Origin of the sequence: Candidatus Glomeribacter gigasporarum BEG34 (assembly GCF_000227585.1) — a bacterium.
Classification (GTDB): Bacteria; Pseudomonadota; Gammaproteobacteria; order Burkholderiales; family Burkholderiaceae; genus Glomeribacter; species Glomeribacter gigasporarum_B.
Genome location: NZ_CAFB01000034.1, coordinates 1 through 17,707 on the forward strand (window position 1 = coordinate 1; position 17,707 = coordinate 17,707).

At 54.8% G+C, this 17,707-nt stretch carries 22 protein-coding genes and 3 pseudogenes; 19 read left to right on the forward strand and 6 right to left on the reverse strand.

All coding sequences use genetic code 11. From position 1 onward, the window contains the following. The first annotated feature begins 496 nt into the window (after positions 1–496). The 3 genes from CAGGBEG34_RS11910 (at position 497) to CAGGBEG34_RS00620 (ending at position 1,285) form a co-directional block, all read left to right on the forward strand. The gene (locus CAGGBEG34_RS11910; RefSeq protein ID WP_275226108.1) at positions 497–619 is read left to right on the forward strand and encodes a hypothetical protein; all 123 of its coding nucleotides are present in this window, start codon (positions 497–499) and stop codon (positions 617–619) included. Positions 620–862: 243 nt separating this feature from the next. Beyond that, a complete protein-coding gene (locus CAGGBEG34_RS11270; RefSeq protein ID WP_203224809.1) occupies positions 863–1,012 on the forward strand; it encodes a hypothetical protein in 150 nt (49 codons plus the stop codon). Positions 1,013–1,030: 18 nt separating this feature from the next. Next, positions 1,031–1,285, forward strand: a complete 255-nt coding sequence (locus tag CAGGBEG34_RS00620) for a glycoside hydrolase family protein (protein WP_275226110.1) — start codon at positions 1,031–1,033, stop codon at positions 1,283–1,285. 142 nt (positions 1,286–1,427) lie between these two features. On the opposite strand, the gene CAGGBEG34_RS10910 is transcribed toward CAGGBEG34_RS00620, so the two are convergent. Beyond that, entirely contained in the window at positions 1,428–1,571 is a 144-nt protein-coding gene (locus CAGGBEG34_RS10910) for a hypothetical protein (RefSeq protein WP_158641748.1), read from the reverse strand. Positions 1,572–1,999: 428 nt separating this feature from the next. On the opposite strand from CAGGBEG34_RS10910, the gene CAGGBEG34_RS00630 reads away from it, so the two are divergent. Then, on the forward strand, positions 2,000–2,245 hold the full coding sequence (locus CAGGBEG34_RS00630; protein WP_042687284.1) for a hypothetical protein: 246 nt from the start codon (positions 2,000–2,002) through the stop codon (positions 2,243–2,245). A gap of 156 nt (positions 2,246–2,401) precedes the next feature. Here CAGGBEG34_RS00630 and CAGGBEG34_RS00635 read toward each other — a convergent pair whose 3' ends face one another. The 3 genes and pseudogenes from CAGGBEG34_RS00635 to CAGGBEG34_RS12065 all read right to left on the reverse strand — a co-directional run bounded on the left by CAGGBEG34_RS00635 (position 2,402) and on the right by CAGGBEG34_RS12065 (position 4,935). Next, the gene (locus CAGGBEG34_RS00635; protein WP_203224810.1) at positions 2,402–3,049 is read right to left on the reverse strand and encodes a 4'-phosphopantetheinyl transferase family protein; all 648 of its coding nucleotides are present in this window, start codon (positions 3,047–3,049) and stop codon (positions 2,402–2,404) included. A gap of 77 nt (positions 3,050–3,126) precedes the next feature. Beyond that, the gene (gene xth / locus CAGGBEG34_RS00640; protein ID WP_006681991.1) at positions 3,127–3,906 is read right to left on the reverse strand and encodes an exodeoxyribonuclease III; all 780 of its coding nucleotides are present in this window, start codon (positions 3,904–3,906) and stop codon (positions 3,127–3,129) included. Further along, a pseudogene (locus CAGGBEG34_RS12065) lies at positions 3,903–4,935 on the reverse strand (glycerophosphodiester phosphodiesterase family protein). The gene xth and the pseudogene CAGGBEG34_RS12065 overlap by 4 nt, the downstream one beginning before the upstream one ends. Before the next feature lie 198 nt (positions 4,936–5,133). On the opposite strand from CAGGBEG34_RS12065, the gene gspF reads away from it, so the two are divergent. Continuing rightward, positions 5,134–6,345, forward strand: a complete 1,212-nt coding sequence (gene gspF, locus CAGGBEG34_RS00650) for a type II secretion system inner membrane protein GspF (protein WP_006681992.1) — start codon at positions 5,134–5,136, stop codon at positions 6,343–6,345. 114 nt (positions 6,346–6,459) lie between these two features. Here the strand turns inward: gspF and CAGGBEG34_RS00655 are convergent, their stop codons facing one another. Together CAGGBEG34_RS00655 and CAGGBEG34_RS00660 are read right to left on the reverse strand one after the other, a co-directional pair. Next, positions 6,460–7,632, reverse strand: a complete 1,173-nt coding sequence (locus CAGGBEG34_RS00655) for a DegT/DnrJ/EryC1/StrS family aminotransferase (RefSeq protein WP_006681993.1) — start codon at positions 7,630–7,632, stop codon at positions 6,460–6,462. Continuing rightward, entirely contained in the window at positions 7,629–8,006 is a 378-nt protein-coding gene (locus CAGGBEG34_RS00660; RefSeq protein ID WP_042687404.1) for an SMR family transporter, read from the reverse strand. Before CAGGBEG34_RS00660 ends, CAGGBEG34_RS00655 begins: the two co-directional genes overlap by 4 nt. 198 nt (positions 8,007–8,204) lie before the next feature. Here CAGGBEG34_RS00660 and CAGGBEG34_RS00665 point away from each other — a divergent pair. The 14 genes and pseudogenes from CAGGBEG34_RS00665 to CAGGBEG34_RS00730 all read left to right on the forward strand — a co-directional run. Then, positions 8,205–8,504, forward strand: a pseudogene (locus tag CAGGBEG34_RS00665) (septal ring lytic transglycosylase RlpA family protein); the annotation flags it as partial. A 28-nt stretch (positions 8,505–8,532) separates the two neighbouring features. Further along, positions 8,533–9,363 carry an ABC transporter ATP-binding protein gene (locus CAGGBEG34_RS00670; RefSeq protein ID WP_006681995.1) on the forward strand — a complete coding sequence of 277 codons (831 nt, stop codon included), beginning with the start codon at positions 8,533–8,535 and terminating at the stop codon, positions 9,361–9,363. Next, a complete protein-coding gene (mlaE, locus tag CAGGBEG34_RS00675; RefSeq protein WP_042687408.1) occupies positions 9,363–10,151 on the forward strand; it encodes a lipid asymmetry maintenance ABC transporter permease subunit MlaE in 789 nt (262 codons plus the stop codon). Before CAGGBEG34_RS00670 ends, mlaE begins: the two co-directional genes overlap by 1 nt. A 1-nt stretch (position 10,152) precedes the next feature. Further along, positions 10,153–10,662 carry an outer membrane lipid asymmetry maintenance protein MlaD gene (gene mlaD / locus CAGGBEG34_RS00680; RefSeq protein WP_006681997.1) on the forward strand — a complete coding sequence of 170 codons (510 nt, stop codon included), beginning with the start codon at positions 10,153–10,155 and terminating at the stop codon, positions 10,660–10,662. A 5-nt stretch (positions 10,663–10,667) separates the two neighbouring features. After that, positions 10,668–11,495: an MlaA family lipoprotein gene (locus CAGGBEG34_RS00685; RefSeq protein WP_006681998.1), complete on the forward strand. Its 828-nt coding sequence runs from the start codon at positions 10,668–10,670 to the stop codon at positions 11,493–11,495. Between the two features lie 40 nt (positions 11,496–11,535). Then, positions 11,536–12,207, forward strand: coding sequence for an MlaC/ttg2D family ABC transporter substrate-binding protein (locus CAGGBEG34_RS00690; protein ID WP_006681999.1), 672 nt, complete (start codon positions 11,536–11,538; stop codon positions 12,205–12,207). Then, the gene (locus CAGGBEG34_RS00695; RefSeq protein WP_042687308.1) at positions 12,204–12,485 is read left to right on the forward strand and encodes an STAS domain-containing protein; all 282 of its coding nucleotides are present in this window, start codon (positions 12,204–12,206) and stop codon (positions 12,483–12,485) included. Before CAGGBEG34_RS00690 ends, CAGGBEG34_RS00695 begins: the two co-directional genes overlap by 4 nt. A 17-nt stretch (positions 12,486–12,502) precedes the next feature. Next, a pseudogene (locus tag CAGGBEG34_RS00700) lies at positions 12,503–13,186 on the forward strand (ABC transporter ATP-binding protein); the annotation flags it as partial. Between the two features lie 54 nt (positions 13,187–13,240). Next, entirely contained in the window at positions 13,241–13,996 is a 756-nt protein-coding gene (locus CAGGBEG34_RS00705) for an ABC transporter permease (RefSeq protein ID WP_006682002.1), read from the forward strand. Positions 13,997–14,086: 90 nt separating this feature from the next. After that, complete coding sequence (murA, locus tag CAGGBEG34_RS00710; protein ID WP_006682003.1) at positions 14,087–15,394, forward strand: UDP-N-acetylglucosamine 1-carboxyvinyltransferase; 1,308 nt, start codon at positions 14,087–14,089, stop codon at positions 15,392–15,394. Positions 15,395–15,618: 224 nt separating this feature from the next. Next, on the forward strand, positions 15,619–15,984 hold the full coding sequence (locus tag CAGGBEG34_RS00715) for a histidine triad nucleotide-binding protein (RefSeq protein WP_006682004.1): 366 nt from the start codon (positions 15,619–15,621) through the stop codon (positions 15,982–15,984). Positions 15,985–16,103: 119 nt separating this feature from the next. Further along, complete coding sequence (gene tatA / locus CAGGBEG34_RS00720) at positions 16,104–16,361, forward strand: Sec-independent protein translocase subunit TatA (RefSeq protein ID WP_042687413.1); 258 nt, start codon at positions 16,104–16,106, stop codon at positions 16,359–16,361. Between the two features lie 27 nt (positions 16,362–16,388). Next, positions 16,389–16,829: a Sec-independent protein translocase protein TatB gene (gene tatB / locus CAGGBEG34_RS00725; protein ID WP_042687314.1), complete on the forward strand. Its 441-nt coding sequence runs from the start codon at positions 16,389–16,391 to the stop codon at positions 16,827–16,829. A gap of 258 nt (positions 16,830–17,087) precedes the next feature. Next, positions 17,088–17,687, forward strand: a complete 600-nt coding sequence (locus tag CAGGBEG34_RS00730; protein WP_042687317.1) for a glutathione S-transferase N-terminal domain-containing protein — start codon at positions 17,088–17,090, stop codon at positions 17,685–17,687. The last annotated feature ends 20 nt before the right edge of the window (positions 17,688–17,707 follow it).

Here is a 17,707-nt window from a genome sequence, read left to right on the forward strand (position 1 = left end):
TCGAAGAATGGGTACACGTCTTTGGGCACACCCAGATGACTCAAACCCTCATTGTTCGGTTCACCTACCCTTGCCTTGTGCTGGAAACAGCCAACAAAAGTGGGCGGTTGAAGAACTGAAAAAAGAACAAAACGGGCAGGACACAACTCAATAATAGGGTCTGTTGGACTCACGGGGGGAGGGGGCATTTTTCGACTCCACCAAGGGGCATTTTTCAACTGAACTTTACATTCCGAATGACACGCGAAGGAATTGATTTTGAAGCGATGCTCACGCCCTGGCTTCGACTGTGTATAGGCGTTGCTGTGCTCTTTGTAGCAGCGACACCACTTGTTTACGCCATCGCAGCTTTGGTTCGGGCATCTCATCAGTAGATGATGAAAGAACTACCACCGCTTCGATTCTTAGCCGTATGGCTTTGGCTTGTGCTCCTTGCCGCAGCGCCTGTTTTGTTCGGCATTGCAAAAATTGTTGCGGCGACGCATGGATACAAATGATGAAGCTCTTTGTAAAGCATCCATCGATTCGCGTCGCGTATTACGCCGGTCTAGGCGTTCTTTATGGCTTTGCGCTGCCCGCGCTTATCCATGCGGTGCAGGGATTGTTTTCACATGGATAGCCACATGCTCAGCCCGTGGCTCCGTCTTTGCATGGGTTTTGCCGTGCGCTTTATAGCAGCAACGCCGCTTGTGTATGCCATTGCCGCTCTGATTCAAGCGGTGCACAAGTGATACAGGTTTCTCACCGCCTCAAGGCGGTTTTTTGTTTCTGCCGCTGCTGTGCGGATTTTTATTTTCGGAGTGCGCCATGCAAAAAAACAGGGGTCGTCGTCGAGGCCGTCAAAATCGCCCCCGCCGTGTCGGTGACGGCCATAACTTTTCTAGGCTGCCAGATCTCCGATTGGGTCAGCATCGTCACCTTGACCTACACGCTCACGCTGCTCGGTCATTTCATCTGGAAAAAGCTGGTGCGTCCGTGGTGGCGAAAACGCCGCCTGCAAACGGGAGTGTGAGATGCACTTCAAGAACAAATTGGCGCTCGCCCTCGGTGCGGCACTGCCACCGTCGCCGCGCTCGCCTCTTTCGTGTATCACTTTGGAGAAACGAAATTCGCCCGTTCCACGCTGTTGCGCCGCATCAATGCGGGCGAAGGCGCGCGCGCATGCAGCGAACTCTCCCGCTGGATTTACGGCAAAGACAACGCCAGCCACGGCAGAAAACGCATTCAGCCTGGCCTGGTCAAACGCCGCAAGATCGAGCGGCAGTTATGCGAGGCGCAGCCATAAACCTGTGTGAGCGGCAAAGACTAAAGCCGCTCTCTAAAAAAGCAAAGGCCCTGTACTGCTTGAACAGTCAATTGCTCGGCAATGGCCCAATCCGCTTCCACGAGCTTTTGCATGGGCGAGCCGCATACCAGGAATGAGTATGTTAGAGCATTGTCCACGATAGAAATCTTTGCGCACGAATCGCGCCGCGCATGGAAAACACAATCTCTGCCGCGACGGCTTGCCAAGCCAGCAACTGAGCAATGAGGGGAACCAGAGCACGCTGCTCATAGAATGTTTTATCCATCTTCCTAAGGCGTGTCGATTGCGTTTACCCAGTAAAACCATCTGCCCATGCTCCAGGCAAAGCCACAATGCTTAAACGTCCGGCCCCAGCTCGCCCCCATTTACCAAGCCTTGACTCACCTTGAGAGATATCACTCTTTGATTTGTAAGATGTTTCTCCGGGCCATACTGATCGCTTCAGAACATGTTTTTGACCGTCAACGCTCGGCCCTTAAGGCGCTGGATGAGCCAAACGGATAATAGACGGCGCGCATCTTCAGCCCTACCTTCTCCTCTTCTCAATATCAATATCAATACAGCAGAATCGGGAAGCGCCATGTCATCTGAAATCCTTGCAACGTTTGAGCATGAAGACTGAACCGTCCACCCTCTAGAGGAGGACGCCTCAGATCAAGACTGACTGTACGCGCCTATTACGCCGACGGAACGTTGGTCAATCCATTCATCTATTCCGTACAGCATAAAAAGCGGATACAGAGGATTGATGAAGGCCAAGAAGACCCTGTAAAAGAATTCGTGCATTCAGTGCGCTTTGATATTGAAAGTGAGGCGCAGCAGAAGCTTGAAAGGGCGGTCAAAGAAAAGTATCAGACTGCTCATAAAGTGAAGCGTTTTTATAAGCCCACTTCATGCAAAATCAGTATCCAGAAGGGAAGAGGTTTGCAGAAATATTAGGGGGGCCGTCTTATGATCGAAATGTCGATGTTGACTTACATACGAACGAAAATACTTTCGCCATTCCCAAACAACTCCCTTAAGTGCAGGCATTTACAAGCCCTAAAGAATGACTTTGGAGAAAATAAAAGCGCGCCTGACCTGTTGGCGGCGGTATCACGGCCAGCTATCCAGCATCATCTGATGTATTTGCCCCCGTCCCGTATGGGCTTGGAGCGCCAGGGCGGCGGCAAAATCCCGTACCGGGTCTAAGGCAATAAGCGACCATTCCGAAGATTTGATGTCACGATTGGATTCACTCAAACAGATGGGTTGCTTTTCTACATTGAACTCGACTTTGGTAAGCGGCCAGGAGAGGCCATACCCTAAAGCCTTTAAAACCGCCTCTTTCCGAACCCAAAGTTTAAAAAAGGTCGCTATTTTTTCTGGGCCCGGCAGGGTTTGAAGCGCATTAAATTCTCTAGCTGTAAAAAACCGCTTGGCGATGCTTTCCACATCACATTGAGAATTTTGATATTCGATATCCACGCCAATGGCCATATCCAGAGTGAAAGCATAAATAGCCCTGTCATGGGAATGGGAGAGGTTGAACTGTAGGCGTGGATACTCTTTCAAGATAGGTTTGCCGTAGCTTGTATAGCTGAATTGCAAGGCGTTGGGTGGCTGGCCCAATAATTGACCTGCTAAGCAGCGGAGAATACCGCGCGCGGCAATGAAGCGGTGACGATGGATGTTGAAATGGAAACGGTTTGCTTTGGCTTTCTCATCGTTGTCCAGTAAGTGCCAATGGTCATCCTTATGCAACGAAAAATTTTGTAGGTTAACGTGCCAGATGTACACTGCGTTTGCATTAAGACTCATGCAATTTGTGCGTACAGGCTCTAGATTTCAATGTCGGCAATGACCGGCGCATGATCGGAGGGCTGCGGCCAGCGACGCGGCATGTTGTCGATGATGCAGCGCACGCATGCCGCCGCGAGCGGAGCGGATAACAGGATATGGTCAATCCGCAGCCCCGCATTGCGGCGGAACGCGCCTGCGCGGTAATCCCACCAGGTGTAGGCTTTTTCCTCTTGCGCGAAGAGCCGGAAGGCATCCGTCAAACCCAGCGCGCACAAACGGGCAAAGGCCGCGCGCTCATCCGGTGAAAACAGATTCCGCGCTTCCCACAGGCACGGATCGCACACGTCTGTTGCCGCAGGTGCGATGTTGTAATCTCCCAGCAGCGCGAGTTTTGGATAACGCGCCATCTCTTCCGTGAGCCAATCATATAACGCATCGATCCACTTGAGTTTATATGCGAACTTTTCTGTGCCGGGCGCCTGGCCATTTGGAAAATACGCGCATATCGCGCGCACATCGGCTAGCGTGGCGGCAATTAAGCGTTGTTGCGGATCGTTGAAACCGGGGATATTGCGCACGATGTCCATTTCGTCAAGTGGGGTCGTTGTGCGCGCCAGAATGGCAACGCCATTATAGGTTTTCTGACCAAGAAAAATACTGCGGTAGCCGGCGGCTGCAAATACTGTATGTGGAAATTGTTCGTCCGGTAATTTGATTTCCTGCAGACACAACACATCGACCGGGTGCGCAGTCAGCCAGTCCATCACCTGCGGCAGGCGGACTTTCAGAGAATTAACGTTCCAGGTTGCAAGCTTCACCGTGATTCAGTGGCTTTTTCAGCGGCCTGCGTTCGCGTAGGGGTCTGTGGGCATTTCAACGAATGGCCCATTTTTTCTTTGAATGTTCTCATTCTTCGAGGCGAATCTACGAGCACTGCATAAATGTCTAAACAGGCGGATTTGAGATAATCCGGCTCATCGTTAATTCCAAACGCAATAATGCGTACATGAGAATTTTGAGTAAAGCATGCCACTGATTCTGGCGTCCACATCAGCGCGTTTGCTTCAGAATGCCCTTCACCCAAAGTAAATTTTTCAGTCACGCTTAATTGACGCTGGTACTCAAAACCCACCCATGTATTGGAAGGCGGCGGGGCAGGGCATTGATGCTCAAGCGCGATGCTGACCAGCCGTTGACGGGTCGTATCACGCGATTCAAAAAGGCGCGCTTTAGGATAGGCTGCGAACGCGCGTTGATAAGCCGCCTCAGTTGAATAAATCATCACGCGGTTCCACGCATTCTCTTCGTTAAGCGCCTGTGCAATAGCCTCTGTCTGCTTCTGCGCTGGCTGGCAATGCCTTCATATCAAGAATGATGGGTATCTTGTATGGAATGAGTTGTAATGCTTCCTTCAGCGTTGGAATCTGCACATTCTGATGACGATATGGATAGGCTTTATTTCCATCGGCATCGATCGATACAAAATTCCATCCAGCGTTTAATTGTTGCAATTCAGCCAGCGTTTTATCTGCAACCGCTCCGTTTGCCTCAGTCCATGCGGATAAATCCGCTGGCTGATAGAGAACCGGGATGCCACCTTTGCTCAGTTGCACAGTGACCCAAATTAAATCAGCGCCATTTTTTAACGCTTCATTGATGGCCAGCAGCGTATTTTCAGGATAATCTTTTGTGCCTGCCCGATGCGCAATCATCAATGGCAGCGCTTTACTCGCGTGATCGTTGGGCGTATGGGACTTTTTTATAGCAGCGCATGCACTGAGCGCGGTCATCAGAAGCATGAGCGTGCATTGTTTTAAATGCGGGAATGTGAGAAGGCGCTCAGCCATTGATGGATCAGTCAAATCGATAGATATAGGGCAACCACACCTGCAAATGTGGCGCTTCCGGGCGCTCATGACAATCGCAAACAGGCGCTTATCGAAACCGCGCAAGCGTATGATGCCACATTGGCTAAACAGGTGCATTGGCTGCAACCCAAGCCGAGGCCGCACAAGTTTTGGATAAGCGCTAGGACACATTCACCAATGCCCGCGTTCCGGTTTGAGGCAAATGATATTCACGGCGAAATTCAGCGCGGCCTGCTGGAGGCGGATAGCGCGCGCGCCGCGCGCAGCCAGTTGCGCGCGCAGAATTTAATCCCTCTTGTCATTGAACCGGCGGCGCATCGCGCGGCGCGCGGCGCAGCGTTGACATTGCAGCGGCGCTTGTCGCCGCGCGAACAGGCGCTCTTCATTCGCCAAATGGCGAGCCTGTTGACCGCTGGTTTACCGGTGGATGAAGCGCTCGGCATTTTGTGCGAACAGGCTGAGCGCGTGTATGTGCGCGAGCTGATTGCCGCGCTGCGCGCCGAAGTGTTGAGCGGCCAGTCGCTCGCCGGCGCGTTTAAGGCGCATCCGCGCGATTTTCCCGATATCTATCGTGCGCTTGTCGCCGCCGGGGAGCAAACGGGCAAGCTCGGTCTGGTGCTGGCGCGGCTCGCGGACTATATCGAGGCGCGCAACGCGCTGCGGCAAAAAATCCAGCTCGCGTTTACCTACCCCATCATTGTGACGGTGGTTGCATTGTGCATCGTGAGCTTCTTGCTGAGTTATGTCGTACCGCAAGTTGTCAATGTATTTGTGAATACCAAGCAATCGCTGCCGTGGCTGACGGTGGCGATGCTCGCGCTCTCCGGATTCGTCAGAAAGGGCTGGTGGGTGATATTGATCATGGTTGCGATGCTCGCCTGGCTCCTCCGTCGCCTGCTGCGCCGCCCCGCGCCCCGTCTTGCCTTTGACCGCTGGCTGCTCGGCGCGCCGCTTGCGGGCAAACTCGTGCGCGGCTATAACACCGTACGTTTTGCGAGCACGCTCGCGATTCTGAGCGCGGCCGGCGTGCCGATTCTGCGCGCATTGCAGGCGGCGAGCGAAACGCTCTCCAATACTGCGATGCGCCGCAACATCGACGACGCCATCGTGCGCGTGCGTGAAGGCGCTGCTCTGTCGCGCGCGCTGGCCGGCGCGCAGACCTTTGCCCCCGCGCTGGTTCATTTGATCCGCGCGGGCGAGGCCACCGGCAATGTCACCACGATGCTGGAGCGCGCTGCCGCGGGCGAAGCCGCCGAACTGGAGCGGCGCACGCTTTCTTTGACCAGTCTGCTTGAACCCTTGCTCATTCTCGCGATGGGCGGCGTGGTATTAATGATTGTGCTGGCGGTGATGATGCCGATTATTGAGTTGAATCAATTGGTCGGCTGAGTGGATATCGTATCGAAATTCCCCAGGCGCTTATAGCCAAGCGATTTTAGTTTGAGACAAGGAAGCAGCCGCGAAGACAGTATGAGTAATACGGCGAGCGGCGATGACGCCGTATCAAACTAAAATCGCTTGGCTATCTTTGGAATCGCGTTGAAGAATCTGATGCACCGCCCCGACAACGCGCCCAACGTCTTCTTCGCTCATCGCTGGAAACAGCGGCAATGTGACAATCGATGCCCCAATGCGCTCGGCGTGCGGGAACATGCCGGGTTCAAAGCCGCGCGCGCGGTACAGTTTAAACAGATGCACCGGCGGAAAATGAACGCCGCTGCCGATTCCGCGCGCATGCAGTTTGGCCATAAAATCAGCGCGGCGCATCCTCAGCCGCTGCAGCGGCAAAATAATCTGGAACATATGCCAGTTCGTCTGCTCGAAATCTCGCGGCGGCAGCTCGACGCCTATTTTTATCGCCGCGCCGCCTTCCAGACGCTCGAAGCAGTCGAAATAATGGCGCACAAGCCGCTGCCGCCGCGCGGTAAAACGCGCCAGATGCGGCAACTGCCCCAATCCGACGCGCGCCGCCACATCGCTCAAATTGAATTTACCGCCCAGCACATCCACGTCCATGCCGTCAAAACCATGACGGGTGACGCCTTGCAGGCGGTATTTCTGCGCGAGCAGCGCCTCGGCCTCATCGTTGAGCACGAGCGCGCCGCCTTCGATTGAGGTCAGGTTTTTGTTCGGGTGGAAGCTGAACGATACAAGGTCTCCGAACGCGCCAATCCGCTGCCTCCGCCAGCGCGCGCCCAGCGCCTGCGCAGCATCTTCAATCACACGCAGATGGTGCGCGCGCGCAATCGCATACAAACGATCCATATCCACAGGCAGCCCTGCCAGGTGGACAGGCATCAATGCTTTAGTGCGCGGCGTGAGCCGGGCTTCCACCTGGTCTAAATCAAGATTGCGCGTGACTGGATCGATATCGGCGAATACGGGCGTTGCGCCAACGGTGAGAATGGTATTGCTGGTCGCTACCCATGAGAGCGGCGTTGTAATGACCTCGTCGCCCGGTTGGACGCCCGCAATGCGCAACGCGACCTCAAGCGCCGCGGCACCGGAACTGAACGTTCGCACCAAACGCCCGCCTGCGTATTCGGACAGCGCCGCTTCAAAAGCGCGATTCTGCTCGCCGGTCGTAATCCAGCCGCTGCGCAATACTTCTGCAACGCCCGCAATGGTCGCTTCGTCGATGTCAGGGCGGGTCAGGGGAAGGAAGGGCGCGTTCATCCGCCGCTCCGGGCCAGGACATAGACGCCAAGCAGAATGATCAATATCCCCGCCGAACGTTGCAGCGTCAACGCTTCGCCAAAGAAAAGCGCAGCGAGCAGAGCATTCACGACATAGCCGAGCGAGAGCATCGGATAGGCAATGGACACATCGACGCGCGATAAGCCCATGATCCAGACCATCAGGCTGGCGGCATAACAGACCAGACCCGCGATCACCGGGATTTGCGCAATGAGTTTTAATCCAACCGGTACAATATTCGCGCGCGTAAAAGCGAATGCCCCGACCGCGTTCACGCCTGCTTTAAGCAGCAGTTGCGCGCTTGCGTTGAGTAGAACGCCTATTAGAATGCAGGCAAAAGAAACGGGAGTGATCGCTTGTGGCATAAAAGGAAAAATGTACACTGGATGAAGCGCTGGACAAGAGGGCATGGGTGCGGCCTACTCTTGATCGTCATGCTGCTTACTGCCTGCACAACCACGCATGCTGGAAAAAAATACCGCTACCCTGCTTCCGCGCATCGCCGCCAAGCTTATCATCGCATTGCCTCATCGCGCATTCCCAATATTGCGCGTTTTTCTCAGAAGGGCCGCGCATCCTGGTACGGCCGCCGCTTTCACGGCCGCCGCACGGCCAGCGGAGAACGGTTCAATATGCATGCATTGACCGCTGCGCACCGGACGCTGCCGCTGCTCAGTTATGTGCGCGTCACCAATCTGGCCAATGGCAAATCGGTTGTGGTGAAGATCAATGACCGGGGCCCTTTCTCGCGCCGCCGAGTCATCGATCTTTCTTATGCGGCGGCAAAATCGATCGGTTTGCGCCGGCGCGGCGTTGGCAGGGTCAAAATTCAGGGGATTGCGCGGCCATAATGGGTGATTTTCTAAATCGATGACTTTGATGGCAACGCCTCCGCCTGATATTCTGCTTGAACTGGCCGATGTGGATTTCGGCTACGGGGAACAGCGCGTGCTGTCGAACCTGAATATGCAATTCAGGCGTCATCAGGTCGTTGCGGTCATGGGTGGCTCCGGCTGCGGCAAAACCACGGTATTACGGCTGATCGGCGGCCTGGTGCGCGCGCAGCGCGGCCAGGTCCGGTTTGAAGGAGTGGATATCGGTGCGCTCGCAATCTCCGGGCTGTACGCCGTACGCCGGAAAATGGGGATGCTGTTCCAGTTGGGCGCGCTATTTACCGATCTTTCCATTTTTGACAATGTGGCCTTTGCATTGCGCGAACACACCGATTTACCCGAAGCGCTGATTCATGACCTGGCGTTGATGAAACTCAATGCGGTTGGCCTGCGCGGCGCGCGCTATTTAATGCCCTCTGAAATTTCCGGGGGTATGGCGCGGCGGGTCGCGTTCGCGCGCGCCATCGCGCTTGATCCTGAACTGATTCTGTTCGACGAACCCTTTGCTGGATTAGACCCGATCTCGCTGGGCATCATCGCCAATTTAATCCGTAGTCTGAACGACGCGCTGGGGACCACATCGATTCTGGTCAGCCATGATGTGCGGGAATCGTTTGCAATCGCCGATTATGTGTATTTTCTCGCCAACGGCGGCGTCCACGCCGAAGGCGCGCCAGACAAGCTCCGCGCTTCAACCGATGCCACTGTGCGCCAGTTTCTCGACGCTGCGCCCGATGGCCCCTTTGCTTTTCATTACCCAGCCGCGCCGCTCGAAGCCGATTTTGGTCTAGCTTGCGCGGCGCGCGGGCAAGGATGATGCCGATCTTATTCAATTTCTTCAGCACTGCAGGGCGCGCCGTTTTGAGCAGCCTGGGCCGCGCCGGTTACGGCGCGCGCTTTTTCCTGCGGCTTGTGCTGGAAATTTCCCGCGTTTTCAAACGTCCAAGGCGGCTGATCCGGCAGATTCACTTTATTGGGAATGAGTCGCTGTTGATTATTGCGGTGTCCGGCCTGTTCGTCGGTTTCGTACTCGGCTTGCAAGGCTATTACACTTTGAATCGTTATGGCGCTCAGGAAGCGCTCGGATTGCTGGTTGCCTTATCGCTCACGCGCGAACTTGGCCCGGTGGTCACGGCGCTGCTGTTCGCGGGCCGCGCTGGCACTTCATTGACAGCCGAGATTGGCCTGATGAAAGCCGGCGAGCAATTGATGGCGATGGAAATGATGGCGATTCAGCCCGTTTCTGCGATCATTGCGCCGCGTTTCTGGGCGGGCGTGATTGCGATGCCATTGCTGGCCGCAATCTTCAGCGCGGTCGGCGTGATCGGCGGTTATCTGGTGGGCGTACGGTTGATTGGCGTGGACGCGGGCGCGTTCTGGTCGCAGATGCAAGGCGGCGTCGATGTGTGGCGCGATATTGGCAACGGCGTCGTTAAAAGTATGGCGTTTGGCTTTACCGTCGCCTTTATCGCCTTGTTTCAGGGATATGAAGCAAAGCCGACCCCGGAAGGCGTTGCGCGCGCAACCACGCGCACCGTTGTATTTTCATCGCTAGCGGTATTGGGACTCGATTTCGTATTGACTGCGCTCATGTTTGGACAATGAAATGAGAAAAACGACACTGGACTACTGGGTTGGCGTCTTTGTTGTGCTGGGCGCTATCGCGCTGCTTTTTCTTGCGTTAAAAGTGGGCAATATGAACGCTTTTTCGTTCTCGCGCACTTATCCGCTCGAACTCACATTCAACAATATCGGCAGCCTTAAACCCCGCGCGCCGGTCAAAAGCGCGGGGGTGAGCGTCGGGCGCATCGCGCGCATTCAGCTCGACAACACCAGTTATCAGGCCAGGGTGAGGCTCGATATTGATCAACGTTATCAGTTTCCGCGCGACAGTTCAGCAAAAATTCTGACCGCTGGCCTGCTCGGCGAGCAATATATCGGCATTACGCCCGGCAGCGATGAGCAGATGCTGCCGCCAGGCGGGACCATGACGATGACGCAGTCCGCAATTGTGCTGGAAAATCTGGTGAGCCAGTTTCTATATAGCAAAGCAGCCGGCGCGGGCGGTGCAAAATCTGCAACAGACACATCTGCCTCAGATAAGAATCGTCCGTGACAGAGATGGAGACCCATTTTTCTAAAAAGCGTTTGTTTACCCTGCTCGTTTTGACTGCAGGACTGGCTGCCTGCGCAAATGTGCGCGCGCCGGTCCGTTCGGACCCGTGGGAAGGCATGAACCGCGCTATGTTTGAGTTCAATGATACGGTGGATCGGGCCGCGCTTCAACCGGTTGCGCGCGTCTATCACCGGACCCTGCCGCAAGGCGTGCGCACCCGCGTGTCGAACTTTTTTTCAAATCTGGGCGATGTTCCGGTGATGGCGAATTATCTGTTGCAAGGTCAATGGGCATTCAGCGCCGAAAGCCTGATGCGCATTGCGATCAATACTTTATTCGGAGTGGGCGGCCTGTTCGACGTTGCGCAGGAGGTCGGTCTGCCCAAACGTCGCACCGATTTTGGTCTCACCTTTGGACGGTACGGTATTCCAGCCGGGCCCTATCTCGTGTTGCCGCTGCTTGGCCCTAGCACCGTGCGTGATACGGCAGGCACTTTTTTTGACTACTCAGCCAACCCGGTCTCCTATGTCAATCCGGCGCTATTGAGCTATGGCTTATATGGCGTGCGAATGATCAGCGCGCGCGCTGCGCTGTTACAGGCCGGCAATTTGCTCAGTGAAGCAGCGCTCGATAAATACTCATTTGTACGCAATGCCTACTTGCAACGCCGCGCTTATTTCAGCGGCGCGCACAACCGCAACGGGCCGCCTCGTGATGAGGATGAAGGCGCGTCTTCGTCTGGCTCTGTGGCCGCGCCGCCGGCTGAACAGCACATTCCATCGCAGCAGATGATACCACCGCATATAATGCCGCAGATTCATTTAGGATGGTAAGCGCCTGCTCACGGTCTATGCCCTTTATCCGGAACGCCCTATGAACAAACAATTTCTACCGTTTATGATGCGCGCCGCGCTCGCCGCGTTCTTCGCGTGCGCAGGCGTAGCGCATGCGCAAAAGGCGCAGCCATCAGGCAATGATGCAGACGCAGCGCGCGAGCTCATCATCGCCGTGACGACAGAGGTGATGAATATTGTCAAGAATGATCCTTCCATCACAAAGGATATGGGCAGACTGACTCGACTCGTCGATCAAAAGATTCTCCCGCATACCGATATGCAGCGCGCTACGCGCGTGGCGATGGGCCGCCACTGGAAAAATGCAACGCCGCCGCAGCGGCAGCAGTTGATGACGCAATTCAAGGATTTATTGTTCTATACCTACGCGGGCGCTTTGTCGAAAATCTCCACGGCGCAACTCAAAAATCAGCCGCCGATGAATTATCTGCCTCTGCGCGCCCAGAATTCCGGTCATGAGGTCGTGGTTGAAACAGTGCTGATGAATGAAGGCAACCCTGTCAATATCGACTACCGTCTTGAAAAGACATCAGAGGGCTGGAAAGTATACGATGTCAATTTTGGCGGCATGTGGTGGACTCAAAACTATCAGGAACAATTTGACAATAAGATCGCCGAAGCAGGCATCGATGGCCTGCTGGAATTCCTCAGCAAACGCAACCAGCAGCTTAAGGCAGGCCAGCGTGCATGATAATGCTTACAACCGGCCCGGCGTTAACACAATCGAATGCCCGCGCAGCGCTTAAGATGGGTTTGGTGCACATCGCAACAGGCGCGGATCGGGTCGATTGCGCGCCGCTGGCGCATTTTGATTCGGCGGCGCTCGCTGTTCTGCTCGCCTGGCGCCGAGCCGCGCGCGCGCGCGGCATGACGCTTCGCCTTCTCAATGTACCGGCTCAACTGGCGAATCTGGCGCGCGCATATGGTATTGATACGCTGATCGCAGATCGGAAAAACGCTTCCTTTTAAATTTTTTACATGGCGCCATGCCCGCAATAGAAATTGTCTGCGTTCAAAAACGTTATCCAAAATTGCAAGCGCTGAATAACATCAGCCTGACCATTGAGGAAGGCGAGTTTTTTGGACTGCTGGGTCCGAACGGCGCCGGTAAAACGACTTTGATCCACATCCTGGCGGGCTTAACGCGCGCCGATGGCGGCAGGGTCCGGATTTGCGGGCGCGATACCCTTTCTGACTTTCGCGCCGCGCGCCGCATGCTCGGCGTTGTACCGCAGGAACTGGTGTTTGACCCTTTTTTTACGGTGCGGGAGACCTTGCGCATCCAGTCCGGTTACTATGGCCTGTTGCGCAATGACGATTGGATCGATGAGGTACTCGCCAACCTCGGTCTTGCGGACAAAGCGGATGCAAATATGCGCGCGCTCTCCGGCGGTATGAAACGGCGCGTACTGATTGCGCAGGCGCTGATGCACCGGCCTGCCGTTATTGTGCTTGATGAACCGACGGCTGGCGTGGATGTGGAACTGCGTCAGACCTTATGGAAATTCATTACTCAATTGAATCGCGCCGGCCATACGATTGTTCTGACCACGCACTATCTGGAAGAAGCCGAACAGTTATGCACCCGGATTGCAATGCTGCAGCGGGGTGAAATCGTTGCGCTTGACCACACGCGCGCGTTGCTGCAACGCTTTTCCGGCGCAGATTTGGAAGAGGTGTTCATGCAGGTGATGCGCCTCGCCACACACCGTTAAAACGCGTCTATGAGTGCTTTTTATACCCTGCTCTACAAGGAAGTATTGCGTTTCTGGAAAGTCAGTTTGCAAACGATTGTGGCGCCAATGGTCACCGCTTTGTTGTATTTGGTGATTTTCGGCTCGGCGCTGCAAAAACATATGCAGGTCTATCCCGGAGTTTCCTATACGCATTTTCTGATTCCCGGCCTGATCATGATGAGCGTGCTGCAAAACGCTTTCGCGAATAGCGCAACCTCTCTGATTCAGTCGAAACTCAATGGTAATCTGGTGTTTGTGCTGATGGCGCCGCTTGGCGCCTGGGAAATTTTCGGCGCTTATGTGCTTGCTTCAGTCGCGCGCGGCGCGTGCGTTGGTCTGAGCGTTTATCTGGCCACGGTCTGGTTCTTCCCTTTCGGAATTGCTGCGCCTCTTTATAGCGCCGCGTTTATTCTGATCGGCGCAACCCTGCTCGGCACGCTTGGGTTAATCGCGGGCATTTATGCCGAGAAGTTTGATCAGATGATGTCATTCCAGAATTTTTTGATTGCGCCGCTGACCCTGCTGGCGGGCGTGTTCTATTCCATCCATTCCCTGCCGCCGCTCTGGCATGCCGTTTCCCGCCTGAATCCTTTTTTCTATTTAATTGACGGATTCCGTTATGGCTTTTTTGGCATTTCCGATCTTGCGCCAATCACCAGCCTGATCATTACGGGTGCATGCTGCGCGGCGCTGGCATGTCTGGCGCTGCGCCTGTTATCTAGTGGTTATAAACTCAGAAATTGAAACGAGAGCAACGTGGCTGCCCGCACCTGAACACATCCGACAGGCCATCGCTGAACAGTGCTGCATGGGAACACAATAACAATCAACATCATGGATAAATTTTTAATTCAGGGCGGTGTGCGCTTAAGCGGTGAAATCCATGTCTCAGGCGCGAAAAATGCGGCATTGCCTGATCTGTGCGCGAGTCTGTTATGCGCCGAGCCGCTTTATCTGGACAATATTCCCGATTTGCAGGATGTGCGCACTCTGCTGGCGCTTCTTGAAGACATGGGCGTGCAATCTGAAATGGAGGCGGGAACAGTCACGCTCGATAGCGGCCGGATCATACAGGGTATTGCATCTTACGAGCGCGTCAAAACGATGCGCGCCTCGATTCTGGCGCTTGGTCCGCTGCTCGCGCGTCTCGGCGAGGCGTATGTATCGCTGCCGGGCGGCTGCGCGATTGGCGCGCGCCCCATTGATCAGCATATTGCCGGTCTGCGCGCGATGGGCGCCGCCATCGACATTCAAAAGGGTTATATCCACGCGCGCGCGCGGCGGCTTAAAGGCTGCCGTTTCGTCTTTGACTGCATTACGGTCACCGGCACAGAAAATTTGTTGATGGCCGCGACGCTTGCGGAAGGCGAAACGGTGCTTGAGAATGCCGCGCGCGAGCCGGAAGTCAGCGATCTGGCAACGCTTCTGTGCGCAATGGGCGCGCATATTCAGGGAATCGGTACGCACCGGCTGGTGATACAAGGCGTGCCTCAATTACATGGCGCGCGTCATCGCGTGATTCCCGACCGTATTGAAGCCGGCACTTTTTTATGTGCAGCGGCAGCAACGCGGGGGCAAATTGTGCTTCGGCATATTCAGCCTGGCCTGCTCGATGCAGCGCTTGAGAAACTCTGCGAAGCGGGCGCTAAAATCAGCGCGGGCCGGGACTGGATCCGCGTGCAGATGAACCGCCGGCCGCGCGCCGTCTCCTTCCAGACCGCCGAATATCCCCGCTTCCCAACGGATTTACAAGCGCAGTTTATGGCGCTGGGCTGTATCTCGAACGGCGGCGCGCGCATCGTCGAGACGATTTTTGAAAACCGCCTGATGCACGTGCAGGCGCTCAGACGGCTAGGCGCCCGGATTCATACGCATCACAATACTGCCTTTGTCACCGGGGTGCCGTGTTTATCAGGCGCGACCGTCACCGCCACCGATTTGCGCGCATCCGCCAGTCTGGTGATTGCCGGGTTGGTCGCGGATGGCGAAACGTGGGTCAAACGGATCGATCATCTGGATCGCGGCTACGATCAAATGGAAATGAAACTGGCCGCGCTCGGCGCAAATGTACGCCGCGTTGACGCGGAGGACACCCATGCAGAAGTGGTACTCAAGCGTATCGCCAACGCGCGCGCTGCATAGTGCATATGCTTGACTTCAATAGAGGCGATTTCGATACAATTTACAGAAGTCATTTCATAAATGGCTGCGAGGCCGTGATGCAGGGTCGGGCGGTGCTCGGAATGCTCACATATTCATATATGCTCCGCTTCCTGCGCTCCGTCCTCCCCTGCCTGACGACCTCTCGCCTATTGATGAAATGACTTCTAACAATGATCAGTAAACATCAGGCTGAAGCCATCGATATGAATGACTGTCTTTTCTGCAAAATTGCCGCGGGCAAAGTACCGAGCCGGAAAGTATACGAAGATGATACATTCTGCGCTTTTCACGATGCCAAACCGGCGGCGCCCGTACATGTGCTCCTCATTCCGCGCCGGCATATTGCAACGCTTGTCGATTGCGCGCCGCAGGACGCGCCTTTATTAGGGCGGATGATGATACTGACTGCACAGCTCGCAGCACAGCTTGGCGTGGCGTATCGCGGCGCGGACGCCGGCGGTACAGGTTTTAGAACCGTGATCAATACCGGCCCTGGGGGCGGACAGGAAATTTATCATCTGCATGCGCATTTGCTGGGAGGGAAACGTCCGTGGTCGCGCATGGGCTAGAGCATTTTTCAGCGGCTTGCACTACGTCACTTCGCCGTTCCGTGTGTTCGGGATCGCTGCAAAATGCTCTAACGTAGTCAAGGTCATAGATAAAATGACTTCAGGGAGGAATTAAAATGTTGGGTTCATTCAGTATCGGACATTGGCTGATTGTGCTGCTGATTGTTGCGCTCGTATTCGGCACCCGGAAACTGCGCGATCTGGGGAGTGATTTAGGCAGCGCGATCAAGGGATTTAAAGAGGGGCTGCGGGATGGGGATGGAAGGGGAGACGGAAAGGGAGACGGAAAGGGAGACGGAAAGCAGGCGGTTCGGAAAGTGCTCCCCAGGATTGAGGCGGATATTCAGAACGCGGCGCAAACGCGCGATGCCCAATAATGCTTAAGCTTGCAGTCGCTGGATTTAATGCTTGAACTGGGGCTTGCCAAACTTGCGCTGATTGCGCTCGTTGCGTTGGTCGTGATTGGTCCAGAACGGCTTCCGCGCGTTGCGCGCACGGCGGGCATGTTATTGGGACGCGCGCAACGCTGTCTCAATGAAATCAGAGATGAGGTCAACCGTGAAATCGAACTGAAAGAATTGCAGCAGGTGAAAACAGAATTTGAGCAATCCGCGCGATGCGTCGATCAGACGCTGCATGCTTCTTTGCGCGAAGCGCTGATGACCTCTTCCGCTCAACGAATGCCTGCGCCCGCCAGGCGCAGAAACTGGCATATCAGAAGAAAGGCCCCGCCTCTTTGGCGTAAACGCATGACGGTGCGTCACCGCGCCTATGTGCAATCCGGCGCGGCGCGCATGATGCGACATAGACCGGCGCTTCGGAGAAGACGGATTCATTTTTTTTAATGTTTTGTTTTAAATCGCTCCTTTAAATCTAGAGCATTTTTCAGTGATTTTCCCTGTGTCGCTTCTTGCTTTCTGTCATTTGGGCTCGCTGCGGGGTCGCCTCCATCGCTTCGCGATGGAGCCTGCTCCGCCCGCATCGACCCCTATACTGTCTTCGCGCTCGCGCCAGTGGCCAATCGACTGAAAAATGCTCTAGCGTGCTCAAGTAGCACAGTCCGCTCTTTGGAACTTTTTTGGAAATTCTGGAAAAATTAGAAAATGATGGTTTTGTATTCCGGCACGACTTGTCCATTCTCTCAACGTTGCCGGTTCGTATTATTTGAGAAGGGTATGGATTTTGAAATACGGGATGTGGATCTGTTCAACAAACCGGAAGATATTGCAATGATGAATCCCTATGGACAAGTGCCGGTTCTGGTTGAACGCGATCTTATTCTGTATGAGTCCAATATCATCAACGAATATATTGATGAACGTTTCCCGCATCCGCAATTAATGCCGGCGGATCCCGTACAACGGGGGCGCGTCCGTCTCTTTCTGCACAATTTTGAGCAGGGAATTTTTGTGCATGTGCATACGCTTGAGAAAGACAAGGCGAAAGCGGCTGACAAAGCGCGCACTGCGATCCGGGAACATTTGATTCAGCTTGCGCCGATTTTTACAAAAAACAGATATATGCTAGGCGATGAATTTTCGATGCTCGACGTGGCCATTGCCCCTGTGCTCTGGCGGCTTGATTGTTTCGGTATTCAATTGCCAAATCATGCCGCGCCGCTGATGAAATATGCAGAACGCATCTTCAGCCGTCCAGCGTATATTGAAGCGCTGACGCCTTCTGAAAAAGTGATGCGCCGTTGAGTTTTTAGAGCAAAGGAACT